Origin of the sequence: Polynucleobacter sp. AP-Melu-500A-A1 (assembly GCF_018882125.1) — a bacterium.
In the GTDB taxonomy this organism is placed as follows: Bacteria; Pseudomonadota; Gammaproteobacteria; order Burkholderiales; family Burkholderiaceae; genus Polynucleobacter.
This window is the reverse complement of record NZ_JACVOZ010000004.1, coordinates 188,412-207,399: the sequence shown is the minus strand read 5'-3', so window position 1 is coordinate 207,399 and position 18,988 is coordinate 188,412. Positions and strand designations below refer to the sequence as shown.

At 41.8% G+C, this 18,988-nt stretch carries 20 protein-coding genes; 8 read left to right on the top strand and 12 right to left on the bottom strand.

Annotated features, from left to right (window positions below):
* The first annotated feature begins 280 nt into the window (after positions 1-280).
* From ICN38_RS10605 to ICN38_RS10595, 3 genes are read left to right on the top strand one after another with little or no spacing between them, the layout of a single operon-like run.
* Positions 281-571, top strand: coding sequence for a hypothetical protein (locus ICN38_RS10605; protein ID WP_216257064.1), 291 nt, complete (start codon positions 281-283; stop codon positions 569-571).
* The gene (locus ICN38_RS10600; RefSeq protein WP_216257063.1) at positions 549-878 is read left to right on the top strand and encodes a hypothetical protein; all 330 of its coding nucleotides are present in this window, start codon (positions 549-551) and stop codon (positions 876-878) included. The genes ICN38_RS10605 and ICN38_RS10600 overlap by 23 nt, the downstream gene beginning before the upstream one ends.
* Complete coding sequence (locus ICN38_RS10595; RefSeq protein ID WP_216257062.1) at positions 865-1,095, top strand: hypothetical protein; 231 nt, start codon at positions 865-867, stop codon at positions 1,093-1,095. Before ICN38_RS10600 ends, ICN38_RS10595 begins: the two co-directional genes overlap by 14 nt.
* A 164-nt stretch (positions 1,096-1,259) precedes the next feature.
* Here ICN38_RS10595 and ICN38_RS10590 read toward each other — a convergent pair whose 3' ends face one another.
* The gene (locus tag ICN38_RS10590) at positions 1,260-1,916 is read right to left on the bottom strand and encodes a peroxiredoxin (RefSeq protein WP_216257061.1); all 657 of its coding nucleotides are present in this window, start codon (positions 1,914-1,916) and stop codon (positions 1,260-1,262) included.
* A gap of 118 nt (positions 1,917-2,034) precedes the next feature.
* Here ICN38_RS10590 and trxC point away from each other — a divergent pair, with 118 nt between their 5' ends.
* The gene (trxC, locus tag ICN38_RS10585) at positions 2,035-2,454 is read left to right on the top strand and encodes a thioredoxin TrxC (protein WP_255562821.1); all 420 of its coding nucleotides are present in this window, start codon (positions 2,035-2,037) and stop codon (positions 2,452-2,454) included.
* A 166-nt stretch (positions 2,455-2,620) separates the two neighbouring features.
* Here trxC and ICN38_RS10580 read toward each other — a convergent pair whose 3' ends face one another.
* Positions 2,621-3,829 (bottom strand): CaiB/BaiF CoA-transferase family protein, encoded by a 1,209-nt coding sequence (locus tag ICN38_RS10580; protein WP_216257059.1) that lies wholly within the window; start codon positions 3,827-3,829, stop codon positions 2,621-2,623.
* Between the two features lie 32 nt (positions 3,830-3,861).
* Complete coding sequence (locus ICN38_RS10575; RefSeq protein ID WP_216257058.1) at positions 3,862-4,833, bottom strand: tripartite tricarboxylate transporter substrate binding protein; 972 nt, start codon at positions 4,831-4,833, stop codon at positions 3,862-3,864.
* A gap of 207 nt (positions 4,834-5,040) precedes the next feature.
* Here ICN38_RS10575 and ICN38_RS10570 point away from each other — a divergent pair, with 207 nt between their 5' ends.
* Complete coding sequence (locus ICN38_RS10570; RefSeq protein WP_255562820.1) at positions 5,041-5,730, top strand: DUF1275 family protein; 690 nt, start codon at positions 5,041-5,043, stop codon at positions 5,728-5,730.
* A gap of 240 nt (positions 5,731-5,970) precedes the next feature.
* On the opposite strand, the gene ICN38_RS10565 is transcribed toward ICN38_RS10570, so the two are convergent.
* The 7 genes from ICN38_RS10565 to ICN38_RS10535 form a co-directional block, all read right to left on the bottom strand.
* The gene (locus ICN38_RS10565; RefSeq protein WP_216257056.1) at positions 5,971-7,584 is read right to left on the bottom strand and encodes an alkaline phosphatase D family protein; all 1,614 of its coding nucleotides are present in this window, start codon (positions 7,582-7,584) and stop codon (positions 5,971-5,973) included.
* A gap of 46 nt (positions 7,585-7,630) precedes the next feature.
* The gene (locus ICN38_RS10560; protein ID WP_216257055.1) at positions 7,631-8,596 is read right to left on the bottom strand and encodes a tripartite tricarboxylate transporter substrate binding protein; all 966 of its coding nucleotides are present in this window, start codon (positions 8,594-8,596) and stop codon (positions 7,631-7,633) included.
* Between the two features lie 7 nt (positions 8,597-8,603).
* Positions 8,604-9,920, bottom strand: coding sequence for a sulfatase (locus ICN38_RS10555; protein WP_216257054.1), 1,317 nt, complete (start codon positions 9,918-9,920; stop codon positions 8,604-8,606).
* 178 nt (positions 9,921-10,098) lie between these two features.
* Positions 10,099-11,250, bottom strand: a complete 1,152-nt coding sequence (locus ICN38_RS10550; protein ID WP_216257053.1) for a hypothetical protein — start codon at positions 11,248-11,250, stop codon at positions 10,099-10,101.
* Positions 11,251-11,285: 35 nt separating this feature from the next.
* Positions 11,286-12,263, bottom strand: a complete 978-nt coding sequence (locus ICN38_RS10545) for a tripartite tricarboxylate transporter substrate binding protein (RefSeq protein ID WP_216257052.1) — start codon at positions 12,261-12,263, stop codon at positions 11,286-11,288.
* A gap of 10 nt (positions 12,264-12,273) precedes the next feature.
* Positions 12,274-12,804 (bottom strand): carboxymuconolactone decarboxylase family protein, encoded by a 531-nt coding sequence (locus ICN38_RS10540; RefSeq protein WP_216257051.1) that lies wholly within the window; start codon positions 12,802-12,804, stop codon positions 12,274-12,276.
* Positions 12,805-12,839: 35 nt separating this feature from the next.
* Positions 12,840-13,793, bottom strand: a complete 954-nt coding sequence (locus ICN38_RS10535) for a 3-keto-5-aminohexanoate cleavage protein (RefSeq protein WP_216257075.1) — start codon at positions 13,791-13,793, stop codon at positions 12,840-12,842.
* 140 nt (positions 13,794-13,933) lie between these two features.
* Here ICN38_RS10535 and ICN38_RS10530 point away from each other — a divergent pair, with 140 nt between their 5' ends.
* Both ICN38_RS10530 and ICN38_RS10525 read left to right on the top strand, forming a co-directional pair.
* A complete protein-coding gene (locus ICN38_RS10530; RefSeq protein ID WP_216257050.1) occupies positions 13,934-14,659 on the top strand; it encodes a GntR family transcriptional regulator in 726 nt (241 codons plus the stop codon).
* Positions 14,660-14,725: 66 nt separating this feature from the next.
* Positions 14,726-15,703 (top strand): tripartite tricarboxylate transporter substrate binding protein, encoded by a 978-nt coding sequence (locus tag ICN38_RS10525; RefSeq protein ID WP_216257049.1) that lies wholly within the window; start codon positions 14,726-14,728, stop codon positions 15,701-15,703.
* A gap of 14 nt (positions 15,704-15,717) precedes the next feature.
* Here the strand turns inward: ICN38_RS10525 and ICN38_RS10520 are convergent, their stop codons facing one another.
* Positions 15,718-16,695: a tripartite tricarboxylate transporter substrate binding protein gene (locus ICN38_RS10520; RefSeq protein WP_216257048.1), complete on the bottom strand. Its 978-nt coding sequence runs from the start codon at positions 16,693-16,695 to the stop codon at positions 15,718-15,720.
* A gap of 205 nt (positions 16,696-16,900) precedes the next feature.
* Here ICN38_RS10520 and ICN38_RS10515 point away from each other — a divergent pair, with 205 nt between their 5' ends.
* Positions 16,901-17,776, top strand: coding sequence for a 3-keto-5-aminohexanoate cleavage protein (locus tag ICN38_RS10515; RefSeq protein WP_216257047.1), 876 nt, complete (start codon positions 16,901-16,903; stop codon positions 17,774-17,776).
* 64 nt (positions 17,777-17,840) lie between these two features.
* On the opposite strand, the gene ICN38_RS10510 is transcribed toward ICN38_RS10515, so the two are convergent.
* Positions 17,841-18,872 (bottom strand): fumarylacetoacetate hydrolase family protein, encoded by a 1,032-nt coding sequence (locus ICN38_RS10510; protein ID WP_216257046.1) that lies wholly within the window; start codon positions 18,870-18,872, stop codon positions 17,841-17,843.
* Positions 18,873-18,988: the final 116 nt, after the last annotated feature.

Sequence of the window (18,988 nt, the reverse complement as noted above, 5' to 3'; positions counted from 1 at the left end):
GACACAAAACGTAGCTTTTCATCCATCTTCGTACTTTCATTCCACGGCATAGAGTGGTCCCTCCTATGCCAAAAACTGTAAAGTATGTGTCCGGTATAAAGTGTTAACTATGTGTCGAGTCGTACAAGCCCTTGAACACATTCAGGGGCTTTTTCTTTTGCCAGCAAATAAAACGTCTATCTACCATCCAATTCAACCCTCGAGTCTTCGCTCTAATCAGTATTATTTTATCAAATTCATGCTATAATGCAGTCATGCAGCATGAATATAGGAGAATACCATGGGAGCAGTCATAGATCATCAGATTATTAAATCCATTGGATCCAGTGGGCAGATTTCACTTGGTAAGGAGCATGCAGGTCGTCAGGTTTTAGTTGAAAACCCAGAGCCTGGTGTTTGGGTTATTCGCACGGCTACTGTTATTCCAGACAATGAAAGATGGATACATGAACCTGCGGTTAAAAAGAATTTAAGTGCAGCTTTAGCTTGGGCAAAAAAAACGCCTGCAAAAGCAACCGATCTCTCTAAATTAAAAACGGCTAAAGCTCATGGTGCGAAACGTAAAGCCTGAGTTATTAGTTGAACTGGATCTCAATAGCCCAAACTTTCAATCTACTTGGAATAACCTTGAGCTCATTGAGCAAGAAAAAGCAATTGCTACTTTTGAAAAAATCACGCAATTAACTTGGGACCAAGTCTATCGTGACAAGGGTTTAAAATGGGAAAAGATTCATAGTGTCCCGCCCCCTAAAGGCATTGAGGCACTTTATTCATTTCGAGTAAGCAAGTCAATTCGAGGAATTGGTTTTAGAGAAGAACACTTTTTGAGGGTCTTATTGATTGAACCGGATCATGATGCAGCTTATGGAAAAAAATAAACTTCACGATACGTGTCTTACGACTACACCTGATAAAGACATTCGCAATTCTCTGGATCCCGATATCGCAGGGTCCTACTACGCTATGCAGCGTGCTGGACAAGCTGCAATAGACCTGGCAATTCAAACCAATTCTGCAATCGTAACTACCGTTGATGGCAAGATTGTTCGCATATCGGCAGCGGAGCTAATTAAGCAACGCCAACTTACGACCTAAACATCGTTGGTCGCGAGTTAGAATCTAGCCCGACCCACCACTTATACAAAGGGATCACAGCTATGTGGTCTCTTTTCTTTCGTACTGGGCCAGCATTTTTGGTTATGTTCTTTTAAATAAAAAACCACCCGAGGGTGGTTTTAGATGGGAAAAAATTTCCTCAGTTATTTCTTAGGGGACTTTGCATAGCGCAGATAAGGCAACTTCATATCAAGCTCACCATACTTTGCTGTTGCCTGCTCATCATTTAAAGCTAGCCCCACTATCACATCTTGACCAGGAGTCCAGTTTGCCGGAGTTGCTAACGGCAAACCATCGGTAATTTGAATAGCATCCAACGCTCTGAGAATCTCTGCAAAATTACGCCCAACAGACATTGGATAAGACATGGTCAGACGCAGCTTTTTATCTGGGCCGATAATAAATACCGTACGAACAGTAGCGCTATGGGCTGGTGTACGGCCATCTGGTAGATAAGCATCTGCCGGCAGCATGTCGTAAAGTTTGGCTACTTGCAATGAAGTGTCGTCAATGATTGGGAAGTCTGCAGGTGCACCAGCAAAAGCAGCAATGTCCTTTTTCCACTTTTGATGATCTTCTACGCTGTCTACAGATACCCCCATAACCTTAGTATTACGATTGGCAAATTCAGGGGCTAGTTTGGCAACTGCACCAAACTCTGTCGTACATACTGGTGTGAAATCCTTTGGATGCGAAAACAAGATGGCATAACTATCGCCCATCCAATCATGTAAGGTTAACTTTCCCGCGGTGGAGTCAGTTGTAAAGTTTGGTGCAACATCATTGATGCGTAGCGACATATTCACTCCCTAATTAAATACTTTATTCATACTACTCTCTATTAAAACCCATAGGATGGATAATAATATGAATCTAGTGAACTAATTTAACTCTAACCGTGCTCGAAGGGAATTAGTAATGCTTATTAAATGCCCAAACTGTCAGAAAATGAATCGCCTCCCATTAGAACGGCTAAATGAAAAACCTATTTGTGGCGCCTGTAAGTCAAGCCTCCTACTGGGACCAATTGAGGCCGATCAAGCAAGTTTTAAAGAAATTCTTACTCAGAGTAAATTGCCAGTCATTATGGATTTTTGGGCGCCATGGTGTGGGCCTTGCAAAATGTTTGCACCAACTTTCCAAGCTAGCGCAATGAAATATGGGGAAAGAGTTCTGCACATCAAACTCGATACTGAGGCCAATCCAGTCATCGGCCAGCAATACAATATTCGATCAATTCCGACCTTAGCAATTTTTAAAAATGGTACTGAAGTTGAAAGAATCTCTGGAGCCCTTCCTCCTGCGCAACTAGAACAGTTAATTTCACGATTTCAGTAATGAACTCAAAGATGGTGCGCGTACATTACTCATCACAATAATGAAAAGTGAAAAATCTCGTCCCTTCCAGTGGACCCTACCAGGACTGGAACCTTGGGTCACGATCTTTCTATCAGTTGGCAATAGAAATGAGATTAATGGTTTAAGTGTTCTCTGGTAGTAAAGCTCAGACGATTCCCATGTTTTTTAGACTAGTAATTTTTTCAAGTCCATACCCAAGGCTATGAAGTATGGAATCAACGTGCTCTCCCACAAGGGGTGGAGGCTTTTGTAGCGTTGGACCATCATTGCAGAATTTAAAAGCTGCTTTAGGTAACTGAATATCTCGATCTAAACCGCATTCCTCCTGAGAAAATTTACCAAAGAAACCACGCTCCTGAACTTGTGCAGAGAGCATCACTTCGGGAATAGTCAGCACTTCCGAGCATGGCACTCCAGCTTTATTAATAATTGCCTCCCAGCTTTTAGCCTTATCTTTCATTAAAGCTTCCTGGATTGCAACTCGTAAGACTTGAGTATGCTCCCTCCGACTAGCGGCATCTTTGAAGCGCTCATCACTTAGTAAGTCTTTCAAGCCAATTGCCTCAAGAAGGTGTGTGAATTGATGCTGTTCATTAATAGCAATCGCTAGTAGGCCATCAGCAGTTTTAAAAGTCGTTGAAGCCGGCGATCTACTTGGAGCTTCATTACCTCGAAGTCCTGGTGGGTTGCCCGTATTCACATATGTAGTCAGAATACTCGACATTAGTGCCATGCAACTATCTAACATTGAAATATCGATATGCTGACCCTGCCCAGTTCTTGATCTTTGAAATAATGCAGCAGAGATTGCATATGCTCCCGACATTCCCATTGCGTAATCCACAACTGGTGGACCAGACTTTAGGGGGCCACTTTCAGGTGTGCCTGTAATACTCATAAATCCAGCAGCTGCCTGAATAACACTATCATATGCAGGATATTGAGCCTTTGGTCCCGTTTGACCATATCCTGTCATTGAGCAATAAATAATATCGGGCTTCACTACGCAAACTTGCTGATATCCAATGTTTCTTTTTGACATTGAACCAGTTCGTAAATTTTCGACAATGACATCTGCAGTAGCTGCCAGCTTTAAAAAAATTTCCTGCCCCTCTTGACTATCTAAATTGAGGGTTAGTGAGCGTTTATTTCCACCTTGAGTTAGGAATGAGGGTGACATTCCTACATTACCTAATTTGGCATCACCCTCTGAACGCCAGCGGGTTGACTCTCCTTTGGAGACTGGTTCAATCTTAATGACATCTGCGCCTAATAAAGCTAACTGGTAAGAGGCGTACGGTCCTGCAAGCACTCTAGTCACATCCAATACTCGTATTCCATCAAACGCTTGCATTATTTAACCTTCAAAAATAAGCCAATTAAAATTTATTCAAATGCCTTTACTCCGCCGACCGAAATTAGCCTGTTCCAAAATTTAGCATCCTCCTTTAAAAAAGTACTAAAACTCTCTGGGGAGCCAGAAATAAGAACCTCAGTACCCTCCGACTCCAGTGATTTTTTCACTGCAGGATTCTTCATGGCTAGCTTTAGCGATGTGTAAATTTTATTTACAATATCTTTAGGCGTTCCAGTAGGAGCAAATATTCCATTCCATTGAAACATTTGATAATTTGCTAGACCTGCATCTTTCATTCCAGGAAGATTGGGGACTAAAGATGAGGCTTCTTTACTGGTAACTGCTAGCCCAACTAGTTGACCAGATCGAATTAATTGCATCACTGTTGGTGTAGTAGCAAAAGTGAGTTGGGACTCACCGCCAACAACTGAAATGACTGCTGGAGAACCACTCTTGAATGGTATATGGGTCATTTGTACGCCTGCAATCTCTTCAAATAACACGCCGGCAAAATGAGGCCCTGAACCAATACCTGAACTTGCATAATTCAATTTTCCAGGAGAAGACTTTGCCGCCTTAATTAATTCGGCAACCGAATGAATACCTAGATTTTTATTTACTACCAGCACTAATGGTGCAATTGTGAGTTGCGAAACTGGCTCAAAATCTTTTAATTGATAATCTACTTTGGGATTTAGGGCTGGATAAATAGAAACACTACTAGCACTAGATATCAGTAATGTATAGCCATCTGGCTTTGATTTAGCAACGTAAGAGGCAGCTGCAGAACCTCCTGCACCTGGTTTATTGTCAACAACAATGGGCTGCCCCAATGCCTTACTTAAGTATGGGGCCAGTACTCGTGCAACAAGATCAGTCCCTCCACCCGGAGCATATCCAACAATTAATTTGATAGGTCGATCAGGAAAGCTCTCAGCATAACTAAGACCAACCATCAAAATGCTAAAAATTAGGGCGAGGAACTTTATATAAAGTTTCATTTACAAATAGATAAATATATTAAACATACGCCACTATACTAACTTAGTAAGCTTACCGCTCAAAATCCCACGTCAGATTTGAAAGTCAAGGTCAAAAAAACATGAATGCAGTCATGTACTATTTTCCGTATTTGATGAGTTATTGAAACAATACCGCTACGAACTGATTTAATATTTGATAATCTTAAAAGAATTAATAAGGCGAAAATGTTAAATCAACGATTAATCTCGGCCATATTAGGATTTACTGGGGGCTACATGGATACTGCTGGATTTTTAGCTCTCAATGGTCTATTTACTGCTCATGTGACGGGAAACTTCGTGACCCTTGCGGCTGCTTTAGTAACAGGGTCTACAGGATATATTGATAAAGCCTTAGCTATCCCTGTTTTTTGCTTAACAATCATATTGTTTCGTTTTTTACAACTTTCTGTTTTTAAAGTTGATCAGTTTTTAATGAGTAGATATCTTACTCTCCATGCCCTACTTCTGTTGATTGGTTCTATTCTCGCAATTGAGTATGGTCCTTTTTTAGACGGCAACAGTTTAGTCGCAACTCTTACTGGCCTTATTTTCGTAGCCGGCATGACTATTCATAACGTCATCCATCGAGTTTTTTTACCTGAGACGCCCCCAACAACCGTGATGACGCTAACAACTACTCAAATCATGCTTGATTGTAGTGATCTGATGCATGGCGCAAGCCCCGATGAGAAAATTGTAATTTATAAACGCCTTAAAAGTTTGGTCCCTACAGTACTTCTTTTCTCATTAGGATGCGCTGGTGGTGCAATTGCATATAAATTTCTGAACATGGGATGTTTTTTAATTGCCGCACTCATCATGTGCTTTTTAGCGATCAAATCACGCGTAGAGTCCTACCAACCTGTATCGTAAAACTGTTTATCAACAATCTTATTTCTTTTAATCCGTTATTCGCGAGTTCGAAAACAAAATTTTGGCGAAGCCGATCTCGCCTGACCCACCAAAAATAAAGCCCTTGATGAATATTCAGAGGCTTTTTCATATGTAGAAAGGATAAATTTGAAGAAATGGTCGATGCGTTTATTGATCTTAATTTTGACTCTTCAACTCCATCTTAAACTTATTACCATGGTCCTTCTTCATTACATAAAATTAAGCTCTTGGAAGTTCTTTTACATGAAAGGGCATTAAAGAATCTATATCTTCAATAGATTGGGAATGCACATCCCATTTGAAAAAACTGAGGACCATCTTATTTTTAGTAAAGTCCACAAGAGTAAAGCCATGTTGTTCTATGGGTTTGATTTCTTCTTTGAAGTCTAAGACAAGGGATGTCATTGCTGGAGTCTTACGCCGTCCACTAGAAGGCCATCCACCCTGATAAGTACCACCCGTACCAGACAAGGCTACATTTACGGGATGACTTGAAAAGTCATGCGTACCACTTCTCATCATTGAACCTAAAGCAATTGAATGCATATCCCCGCTAATAACAAGAGGTGTCCTAGATTGATTTGCAGACAAGGCGCTCATAAGACGATCATGTTGCTTTAACCACCCAGACTGCCAATATGGCTTTTGGATAGCGGTAGTTAATTTTTTTTCTTCTGCAATCAAAACATCGGGATACCATTCACCCCACTTACCCAGAGACCATCCAGGTGGATTAGATGGGCAATGAATTAGGTTATCAACTTCATTGCTTTGAGTTCGGTCTATTAGCCATTTCTCGACATTGGCATCAACATATACAGCCGAAGGTCCCGCTAGAGTAGCAGTTCTTCTAACGTCATATAAAACAATTTCAGCTAAATTTCCATAACGAATGGTGCCAAAGCTTTCCGATACACCAGCTGGCCTATCAGCAGCATAAGAATATGGCAGACCCTTAGGCCTTGATTTATCCGCCAAAAACTCCGGGTAATACATAGATTGTGTAGCTCTTGCTAACTGCATCATGAAATAGGAAGGTGGAAATGTGATGATTGAATCAGTAGCGTCATCATTATCAAAATAGTCATGATCATCTTGCAGAAAAAATACTGGCGTAGAGCGAAAGTCTGCCCCATAAATTGGCGTGAGCTGTGGTCCTACTACCTTTTTAAGAACAGCCTCATTGTCGCCCCCAAGGACTAATCCTGCGCGATCAAACTGACCAGCAATTTTGATTGCCTTTTCTGTTGCGCCACCGTAGTCCCCTTTTGAAGTAACGGGAGATAGTAAATCCCAGTAAACATGGTCGCCATTGACTATGGTTGCCTGAGGTTTAAAACTCAGCGCTCTTTTTAATAGACGATTACGCACAGCAGGAGTCAAGAACCCCATTGCTTCATGACCACCAACACAAGATAGGAATAGCGCTCTGAATTGGCCAGGACTTGAGTTCTTATCGGGAAAGGTGGAAAGCTCCCATGGCTGGCAAAGTGAAACACCTCGATGACTTTTTAAACTGAGACGATATGTGCGACCTGGCTTGAGATTGCTCATATGGAACTGCCAGAACTCTCCTTGGGTATCGGTCATTTTCCCGGTAACCGCATTGCCATCTACTCGTAATACTGGAGGATAAATTTGGGGCTCTAAAAATGATGCCTTGATCAATATTTCTGTATCGCTAACTGTAGGTAGCAAGTGTCTTACTTGTCCCTGGTCCCATTCACCATTTGCCTGAGGTTTAGCGCTAGCAGCTGCAGCAACTAAATCACTTGGTGCATTAATAAAAAGAGCGGCAGCACCTGCAGATTTAAGAAAACTTCTTCGCTCCATAATCCTACCTAAATTTGTTAAAAAATTAGTTTGCAATGCTCATAGCCTACTGTTGCTCAATCTTCGCACTGGAAACAATTTTTTGATATTGTGCAATCTCAGAAAGAACAAACTTACGAAACTCTTCAGGGCTCATCTGCTTAGATTGTATGCCAGCTTTAGTATATGCAGTGATCACTTCACGATCCTGGAGCGCAAGATTAACATCAGCATTTATTTTGCGAACAATCGCAGATGATGTTCCGTTGGGAGCCCAAAGTCCAAACCATAGACTCATATCAAACCCCGGATAACCCTGCTCTGCAATACTAGGAATAGTAGCTGCCACTTCAGAGCGAGCGGCTGTTGTAACGCCTAATGCCCTTAGCTTTCCAGCATTGACTTGATTAATTGCAGTATCGAATGCGATCATAAAATAAGCGACACGATTAGCAATCAAATCTTGTATTGCTTCAGGGCCCCCTTTATACGGCACATGCGTCATCTTAATTCCTGCAACCTGATTAAAGTATTCAGCCACCAAATGGGTTGAGCTTCCAATCCCTGCAGAGGCAAAAGCTAACTCACCTGGCCTTTCCTTAGCAGCAATCACTAGATCTTTCAGGGATGTATACGGGCCAGCTGGTGAGGTTGACATTAAATAAGGTGTGATGCCAAGCAAACTCACATCTATCAAAGATTTTTTAGAGCCATATGGTAATTTTTTATATATAGCCGGATTAGCAGCATAAGAGGCAGATTGAACCAGTAAGGTATATCCGTCGGGATCAGCATTTACTACCGCACTCGTACCAATAAGCCCTCCAGCACCTGGACGATTCTCAACAATCACCGGCTGTTTCCAGGTTTCACTTAAGTTCTTTGCCAGAATACGCGCAACAATATCAACCCCGGAACCTGGGGTTAAGGGCACTATCAGTTTTACAGGTCTATTGGGATAAGTCTGCGCATGAACAAATGCGGATAGCGAGCATATGCCAATAATTATTAGATGCTTTAAAGAAAAATTCATAAAATTCCTATCTAAGCGGCATATTTTTTAAAGAATAGCCGACCGTTACATTTCCATCAGTTGGGATATTAAGCATTTCCATATCCCAAGCCTCCCAATCATCTCGCATTTTTTTTAGTTGCTCAGGCATTCTTTCACTTAAATTAGCTCTTTCGCGTTCATCCTGGGCAAGGTTAAATAAATATTCATGATCATCGACTTTTAAATACTTCCACTCTCCAATACGAGCAGCTCTTTGATTGCGGTAATTCATACGCCAATATAAAGGCCGCTCAAATTCATTTGCAGGGTTATTTAATATTTGAAGCATTGATACGCCATCAAGTGGATAATTTTTGTTAGGGGTGGCATTTGCTATTTCAAGAATAGTAGCTGTCCAGTCCATAGTGATGCATTGTTGGCTGGAAGTTTGATTAGGGTTTATATATTCAGGCCAGTGGGCTATCCAAGGAACTCTAATGCCACCCTCTGTCAAATCCATCTTGCCCCCAACTAGTGGCCAGTTATCTGAAAACCGCTCACCACCGTTATCACTCGTAAAGATAATGAGAGTGTTATCAAGAGCACGATTCTTTTTTAATAAGGAAACAATATTGCCAATTCCCTCATCCATATGATTGATCATCTTTTGATAAGTGTGAATATTGCCGCCATGTAGATGAAATAGATTATCTTTTACCTCGTCCGCTAGATGAGAGTCATCTCTAGTCTCCCATGGCCAATGTGGTGCTGTGTAGTGGAGGCTGATAAAAAAAGGATTTTCCTTATTACTAGATTTGCTCGTTTTTTTATCAATATATGCAAGGGCCTTAATGGAAATAAGATCTGTCAAATATCCAATTTCATGACATTCTTCCTCATTCATCCAGAGGTCATGAATGCCGCTAGAATCACAATGAGAAAAATAATCCACTCCTCCTGCTAATGGGCCAAAAAATTCGTCATAGCCAGAAAATAGTGGGCCAAATTTTGGCGGAAAGCCAAGATGCCATTTGCCAAATAGGGCTGTGTCATACCCGACTTCTTTTAACAAGGATGGAAGTGTTGGTACCTCTGGTGGTAGCCCTAAAAGCAAATTACCTCTACTTTTAAAATTCAAAGGCTCTTCTAAGGCTCCTCTTAATCGGTATTGGTATCTTCCAGTCATTAAAGCAAATCTGGTTGGGGAACATACTGGGGCGTTAGAGTAACCCTGGGTAAAACGAATACCGCCTTTAGCTAATTTATCTAAGGCAGGAGTAGAGTTTGCTTTTGATCCATAGCAACCAAGATCAGCATAACCAAGATCATCAGCAACAATAAAAATAATATTCGGTTGAGACATAAAATTTATCGTACCATTTATTTAGACCAATGTCTTCGTCACTTTAAACAGTCAGTTTGACATCTTTTAATCCGTTTGTCAGAGTTTGAAAACGAAGTTTCAACACAGTTAATCCCCTCTGACTAAGCAAAAGAAAAACCCACCGAAGTGGGCTTTTCACAACTCTTTTTGTAACTATTTACTCTTGTATAGCATCGTGGCTTGAGATGGCAACAATAGCAGGTTGATTACTGCGATTACTCCATGCATGATTGCCACCTCGTATCACAGCAATCTCTCCGGCCTTCAGAAGCGTTTCTTTTGTATCTAGAATTAAGAAGATCTCTCCTTCGGTCACTAAGCAAAAATCTACCGTATCTGATTTTTGAGAATAAGGATGATTGGGAATCGTTCCAGATGTACAAATTTCAGATGCGCGTACGATTTTATAGAAGGCTTCAACCTGCGCCTTATCCACCTTACCGCTCCAATGACTATCGGGAGGGAAAGTGAACACATTCAAGACGGTACCAGTCTTTGGCGGTACCAAGATATTGGGCAACTGTAATGTTTCAGGAACGATCTTGGCCGGATGACTATCAATTACCCACATACGTTGCAAGGCAAATCCAGGTCTAGCAGGATCTAAAATCACCTCAGGAGAAAATGAGTCAGCAACTAAAGATGACTTACCAGGCTCTTTATCAATAGTAATAATCCGTCTTTGTGGTTTAACGCCACTTGGTAATACCTGGTTAGGATTTGGCAGCATTACTGGAATATCTTCTTCCTGTAAACCGAGTCCCTGCTCATCAAACTTTGCAGAGATCATATCGAAACCCATGAGACAACCGATGCGGGAGCTATCCCACAAATGCCAAGCGCCCACCTGAATCACAATATCGCCTGGCTTAATAACCGTTTTATAGTTATCCAGTACGAGGCCTCTTTCACCCTCTAGCACAATTCCAAAATCAACCGATTCGGTTTTATGCATATCTGAAACGGTAACGTTATTACCACCTCCACGATCCCATGAGCGCCCGTCAGGAACGGGGACTGGTGCATGAGGCGTAACTAATGGTGGGATCTCGCCCTGAACTTCATGGTTAGCCAACCAATGAACCGTTCTTAAATGGCCGCCACCTTTTGGCCCAGGAAATTCATCTGGCCACAAACTGGCATCTTCAGAACCATTTAATGGTTGAGGTGTTTTATTCCAGACCCAATAATCAGTAACACCCCTACCCGGAAACTTTGACTCATGTCTCGCAGGAGCCTCACCCTCCCAAGTAATGGTGGATTTTCCCTGTCCATCATTGCCGGTTACTACGCGCCTTACGGCCTTCATTTTCTTTCCCATTTTATCCTCGGAATATTTTTAATTTAATCAGGTGTAGCGCCAGAATCTCGTACGATAGGACGCCATTTTTGAACATCATTCTTCAGATAATCGTTCAATTCGCTTGGTGTACTAAGTACTACATCAAATCCATCATTCAAGATTTTCTCTCTCACTTCTTTTGAGTTAAGAGCCTCACCGATTTTTTGATTGAGCGTATTAATAATTGGCTTGGGCGTTCCCGAAGGTACAAACACTCCATAAACTAACTCGGCCTCTATCTCTGGATAACCAGACTCAACAAAAGTTGGAATATTAGGAGCGATCTTAGAGCGTGACTTACTCAATACCGCTATTGCCTTTAGCTTGCCAGCTTTAATGTAAGGCATTGCTGCAGGAAGCCCCACGATTGCGAGTGGTATTTGACCACCCAGCAAATCTGTCAAGGCTGGAGTAGCGCCCTTGTAAGGTATATGACTTAATTTAATTCCCGCTTTGGTATTGAGAAGCTCGCCACCAATGTGCTGGGGTGAGCCAGTACCTGAAGAGCCATAAGGAATAGTTAGAGCTGGTTTTGATTTAGCCAAGGCAACGAGCTCAGCAATCGAATTTGCTTCAAATGCTGGATTGGCAACCAATACCATGGGTGACGATGCTACCTTCGAAACACCATCTAAATCTTTTGAGATATTAAAAGGCAAAGTCTTATAGAGTGTTTCGTTAATCCCCAGAATTCCAATGATGGTTATTAGCATGGTGTAGCCGTCTGGCTTTGCTTTTGCTAAATTTTCGGTACCGATATTTCCACCTGCTCCCGGCTTATTGTCAACAATCACACTTTTGCCCAGTGAATCTGAGAGCTTTTGTGCAACTACTCTTCCCAATACATCCGAAGGACCACCTGCAGCCTGCGGAACAATAAGGCGTACTGGTCTATCTGGGTATGCATTTTGTGCATAGGCCATTGGTAGCTGAAATAAAGTAATGATTGGTAGTAATACCCACGCAAATTTAAGTTTCATATCAATCCTTTTATTTAGGTTCTGGCTCAGGATCAATTTCGAGAGCCTCTAGAAATCGGGATACCAGGTTATAAGATGCAATCGTGGCTGTCAGCTCCGTCATGCCTCTCGCATCAAAATGCTTATTTACATCCTCAAAAATATTTTTTGGAACATGAACATCTCGGGTCATAGAGTCGGTATAGGCTAAAACCGATCGATCTACAGAATCAAATAATGTCGATGTATTCCAACTTTCAATTGCATTGATCTGCTCTTGCGAAATGCCTTCTTTGAGAGCAAATGGGGTATGGCTGATAAATTCATATTCCGCCTTATTAATCACGGCAATTCTCATAATTACCAACTCGCGAACTCTTCCGCTCAAGAGGCTCTTTTGCCTTACTGCAGTCAGTAAATTTAACCACCCCTCAGCGATGGGAGGGCTATTTAATAACATCTTGTAAAGATTATGTAACTTTCCTCTTTCAGAGATAATTTTTGCTGTGAGTGCTTTTAATTCTGGATTTGCCTCTAAATCTGGATATGAAATTCTTGCCACCATGGCCTCCTTATTAAATGTAGTTTTTGTATTAATTAAAAATTGACTTTGTCAGAACCTTTAAGGTCCAACATCTTGCGGGCATCATCCGGGCTTGCCACCTCAAGTCCGAGTCCTTCAATAATTTGGCGTGCTTTAATGACCTGCTCGGCATTGGTCTTCGCTAAGGTGCCCTTCCCAAGCCATAAGCTGTCTTCCAATCCCACGCGGATATTTCCACCCATTCCGGCACTCATCGCAGCAATGGGCAGTTGATTGCGACCTGCCCCAAGAACAGACCACTGATAGTGATGGCCAAAAAGACGGTCAGCAGTTCGTTTCATATGCACTACATCTTCGTAATGAGTGCCAATGCCGCCCAGTATTCCAAAAACAGATTGAACAAAAAATGGGGGCTTGATGAGGCCTCGGTCTACAAAATGCGCCAAGTTATAGAGGTGGCCTATGTCATAACACTCAAACTCGAATCGCGTGTCATTTTCAGCGCATGCTTTTAAAGCAAACTCAATATCCTTAAAGGTATTTCGAAAAATTAAGTCCTTGCTACTCTCTAAATGCTGTCTTTCCCAATCATGCTTAAACTCCTTGAACCTTGAAAGCATTGGGAATAAGGCAAAATTTAAGGATCCCATATTCAATGAGGCCACTTCAGGAGAAAACTTCATTGAAGGCTGAATGCGCTCTTCTATCTTCATAAATGGAGAGCCACCACTAGTTAGATTTAATACTGCATTGGTTCGAGCCTTAATTTGCGGTAAAAACTTTCCAAATGCTTCAGGGCTTTGGTCAGGCTTTCCGGTAATCGGATCTCTTGCATGTAAGTGAATAATGGCCGCTCCAGCCTCTGCTGCGCCTACAGATGCCTCAATAATCTCTTCTGGTGTGATCGGCAAATGAGGCGACATGGATGGGGTGTGAATTGCCCCTGTAACAGCACACGTAATGATGACCTTCGTCTGTTGGCGTTTTATTGGGGTATCTGTCTTCATCTGCATTCCATGTCACTTATATTCTTTTATTTTCGAACAATTAGACTTAAACTCTAAAATCTAGCTTGTATCCTAATTTCTAAAAGGATACCATCAATTTAATTGTTCGAACATATAAAGTTAACTCCACCGAAATACCTATGACAATCCAATCTAAAGATCTTGAAATTTCTACCATTCTCGAAAAAGACATTAGATCAGGGAAGTATCCAATTGGAGGTAAATTACCGACGGAAGACGAGTTGTGCAAGCTCTTTAAGGCAAGTCGTTACTCCGTAAGACAAGCTCTCGGATCAATGGTCAGCCTAGGCTTAATCTCACGATATAAGAGAGTGGGATCATTTGTGATCTCCACAACGAGAGTGAGTCAACTGATTCAGTCTGTTGCCTCGATTCAGCAACTACTCAACTATCCACAAGAGACCATTCGAGAAACGATCAATTCTGAATTTATTGCCGTCAATCATGATCTTGCTGAAATACTGCAATGCACACCTGGTGATACTTGGTTTCATATGGTAGCCATAAGATATCCAAAGGGTTCAAAAATCCCTTTATGCCAAAATAATATTTACATCCTTCCACAGTTTGCCGGCGTCGTGAAACACAAGAAGCATGACCAAATACCATTAGCTGATCAAATTTCAGAAATGTATGGTGAAGTAGCGGACACAACACAAATTGATATTGTGGCAACAAATATTGATCAAGCTACAGCCAAAATACTGAAGGTCAAGATACATTCACCGGCATTAACAGTGTATAGACGGTACGCCAATGCCAAAGGCAAAATTTTTGAGGTTGGCATTGGCGTTCACCCAGCAGAGAGGTATACCTATTCATTTAACTTCAAAAGAGGTGCTTAGCAGCATGCAGTGATAAGATGGATTTAATCTCTTGAATCACTGTATCGAATTGAAAGGTTAGCGCAGATGAATAGACGATTGTTTGGACTGGGAGTAGGCGCCGGAATATTTGGGCTCTATTTTTCTAAAGAATTAGTAGCCGCGCCATGGCCCACTAGACCCATCCGCTGGGTTGTACCATACGCTCCTGGCGGCTTGAGTGATACCTCTACCCGCATTGTCGTCCAGAAAATTATTGAGCTTACTGGTTGGACGATTGTGATTGAAAACAAACCTGGCGCAAATGCTTTAATAGGCTCAGAGTATGTGGCAAGAGCAGCACCTGATGGCTATACTTTTTTAAATGTTCTTGCAGCCCATTCTGTCAACCCTACGCTCTATGCTGGTGCTCTCAATTTTGACCCACTCAAAAGTCTGACACCAGTCTCCCTTGTAGGAATAACGCCTCTGATTATTGCAATCAATAAAGCACTACCAGTCAAAGATCTTAAAGAATTGATTGCTTATGCTAAAGCGAATCCCGGAAAACTATCTTATGGATCTTCTGGTATTGGTGCTGCTGCCCATATGGCAACAGAACAATTTAAAACGGCAACTGGCATTGATATGGTGCATGTGCCCTATAAGGGCTCTGGTCCTGCCTTACAAGATTTAATGAGTAACAATATTCAAGTACTCATTGATACTCCACCAACTCTCATGCCGCAAGTGCGCAGTAATAATATTAAAGCTCTTGCACTGATGTCTTCGCGCCGTCTTGCGAGTGCCCCTGATGTGCCTACCATCTCAGAAGCAAGTGGTCTTGACTTAGATTGCGCTACTTGGTCAATGTTCTTAACCACTACTGGCGTGCCTAAAGAGATTATCAATAAGATGGCTTATGAAACAAAGCGCGCAGTAAACTCCCCAGATATACAAGCCCGCTTTGAACAACTGGGTCTGGAACCCATAGGAAGCTCGCCCGAAGAGGCAAGCAAGTTCTTAAAATCAGAAGTTACCAAGATGGCAGTCATCATTCAGTCAAAAAATATTAAGCCTGAATAGCTTATTACCGTAATTTACTGAGCCGTATTGATTTTGGTTTCAGAGGCAATTTTTTTCCAGCGCACCATCTCAGAGCTAATAAATTCCGATGCCTGCTTAACTGTGCCGCCAATAATCACAAAATCATTTTGTTCTAATTTTTCTATTACATCTGGCGATTTAAGCGCCTGGTTAATCGCTTGGTTCAATTTTAAGATAGCGCCAGGAGGTGTTTTAGCGGGAGCAAAAAATCCTTGCCAAATGCCATCCCTCATTTGAGGAAAGCCAGCCTCTGCAATAGTAGGTACATCTGGCATATTAGGAACTCGCTTATCGCTGGTCACTGCAAGCACTTGTATTTTTCCCTGTTTAGCAAACTGGCTAATGCCTACAGGCGCGCCACAGTATATGGGTACCTCACCACCAACTAAAGCAGTGATAGCTGGGGAGATTCCTTTGTATGGAATATGGGGTATGTCTAGCCCCCACAATCCATTAAAGATACGCTCACAGATAACATGGGGTTGCGTGCCAGCACCAGCTGAGGCAAACGATAATTTATCTTTTGCAGCTAGATCTCTGAGTTGGATTAAAGACTTTACTCCTAGGGCCTGATTTACAACGATCACCATGGGTTGCGTTTCAGCAATAATCACCGGGGAAAAGTCTTTTTCTGGATTGTATCCAGCTGTGTCTGGGTTGAGAGCTGCATTCACTACAAATGCAGAGGAACCAGCGAGTATGGTGTATCCATCCGGACGTGCACTGGCTACGTACTGCATCCCTATCAAAGCTCCAGCTCCAGGCTTATTTTCAACAATCACAGATTGATTTAATGTAGTACTCAGTTTTTGAGCTACTACTCTTGCTGCAGTATCTCCAGCCCCACCAGGAGCAAAAGGCACGATAAATCGAATAGCTCTATTGGGGTAATTAGAAGCTGATTGGGCCCACGCTGGTGAGCTGATATTTAGAGCCAGAGCAAATAAAATAAAAAATCTTTGGGTAAACATCCACTATCCCCTATTAAAGAACAATCAGGTGAAACATCGGAAACTTCTAGCTAAAAATTGTGTGCTAAGTCTATCTATAAATTTAGTCATTTATATCTAAATTAGGGTTTTTACCGATTAAATTATTACAAGGTAAATTGAGCAAACGTTTAATTTTATTAATTCAAACAATGCGACTCCACTCTCTTACAGCAAAGGACCCGTCATGAGCAAAACGATTCTGACTTGTGCAATTACAGGAAGCTTAACTAAGCCTGAAATGACGCCCTATCTCCCCATTACACCAATTCAAATTGCAGAATCTGCACTTTTAGCTGCAGATGCGGGTGCGGCAGTAGTGCATCTTCATGTTCGCTATCCTGATACAGGAAAGCCTTCGATGGAATTGGATCACTATGCAGAAGTGGTTAATTTTATTAGATCCCGAAATAAAGAACTAATTCTGAATCTCACTACCGGGGTTGGTGCACGCTTTATTCCATCCGAAGATGATCCAAAGGTCTTTGCACCTGGCACAAGCCTATGTCATCCACTGAAAAGGGTTGAGCACATTACTGCACTCAAACCCGATATTTGCTCGCTTGATCTCAATACGATGAATACAGTAAATGAAATAGCTGTTAATACACCAGCTACGGTAAAAGTCATGGCTAAAGTCATCCGTGCTGCAGGCGTTATGCCTGAACTGGAAATTTTTGATACGGGTGACCTCAACTTAGCAAAAGATCTCATTAAGGATGGAACACTTGAAGGCCCAGGTTTATACACTTTTGTGATGGGCGTTAAATATGCGCTCAATAGCGAGCCAGAAACATTAATGTATATGCGCAATCAATTACCCCAAGGAGCAAAATGGGCTGCATTTGGAATTAGTCGTGCTGCCTTTCCTATCGTTGCGCAAGCCCTACTATTGGGCGGCGGCATTCGGGTAGGTCTTGAAGATAATATTTATATGGAAAAAGGTGTGCTGTGTGAGAGTAACGCCCAACAAGTTGAGAGGGCTAAACGTATTGTGCAAGATTTAGGCGGAGAACTTGCTAGCTCAAATGAGGCGCGTCAAATCTTAAATCTGTCTAAGTAGTACTTTAGGTTTTATTTACCCCACTAGCATTAAAAAAGCCACCCTGGGGTGGCTTTTTCTTTTTTCAAGTTAAAGTAAATTTAAGGTTGCCCAACTTCTCAATCCGGGTTTCAAGCTTATCGCCCGGCTTTAGCCAAATCTGCTTATCTTTTGGATACCCTGTAATCACGCCTTCAGGGGTGCCTGTAAAAATAATATCGCCTGGCTCTAGAGTAAAGATCTTCGAGGTATAGCTCACAATCTGAGCACAATTAAAGACCATATCGTTAGTATTAGATGACTGACGAACTTCACCATTGACGTATTGTTCTATTTTCAGCTGATTTGGGTTGCCAACTAAATCTGCAGTCAAAATATAAGGCCCTATTGGCGCAAAACCATCATTTGTCTTACCAATCATCCATTGACTACTGCGTTGCTGCAGCTCACGCGCCGTAAAGTCCTGTCCAGTAGCATAACCAAATACATATGACAAAGCATCAGCTTCGCTTACATTAGATGCGCGCTTGCCCATCACAATCACCAACTCTGCTTCATAGTCAAACTTTTCTGCGTTAACTGCCGATACCTTCACAACACCATTATGGCTATTGAGAGTGTTATTAAATTTATTGAACAAAATAGGCAATGTGGGTATGGGATTATTCGTTTCTTTAGCATGTTTTGCATAATTTAATCCCACGCACACAATCTTCTCGGGATTCGTAATGGCTGGCGCGTATTCGATTTTAGATTCATCTAAAAATAAATTTGAGCCACCTTTACTCAATGCTAAGCTCACCAATTTTCCTAGGCCTTGATCACCATTTTGAATCAAATCATCCGTATTGATTGGTGCCTTCACCTTGAACTGTTTGGCCGCTTTAGCAACATCTAAAATTCCCTTATCTGTCTTGACGCCCAAGACATATTGATTGTTTGATTTATAGTTCAGCACCGTCATATTCTTTGCCATCTCGGGATTGGCAATCCTGACAGCCCCCGCACCAGGACCCGCTGTTGCTGCCTCAGCTTGGTTTGTAATAAATGGGCTTGTTAGTGCCGCGCCGCCAGCTACTGCAGATACCTTAAGAAATTCACGTCTTTGATTAGTCATAGTGTCTCCATATTTCATTCTTATTATTGAAGTTTCAACCCCACTAACAATCTAACATGGGGTGCAAATCATCAATATAGGGATTACCCGTGAATATTGCCAACCAATTACACCTG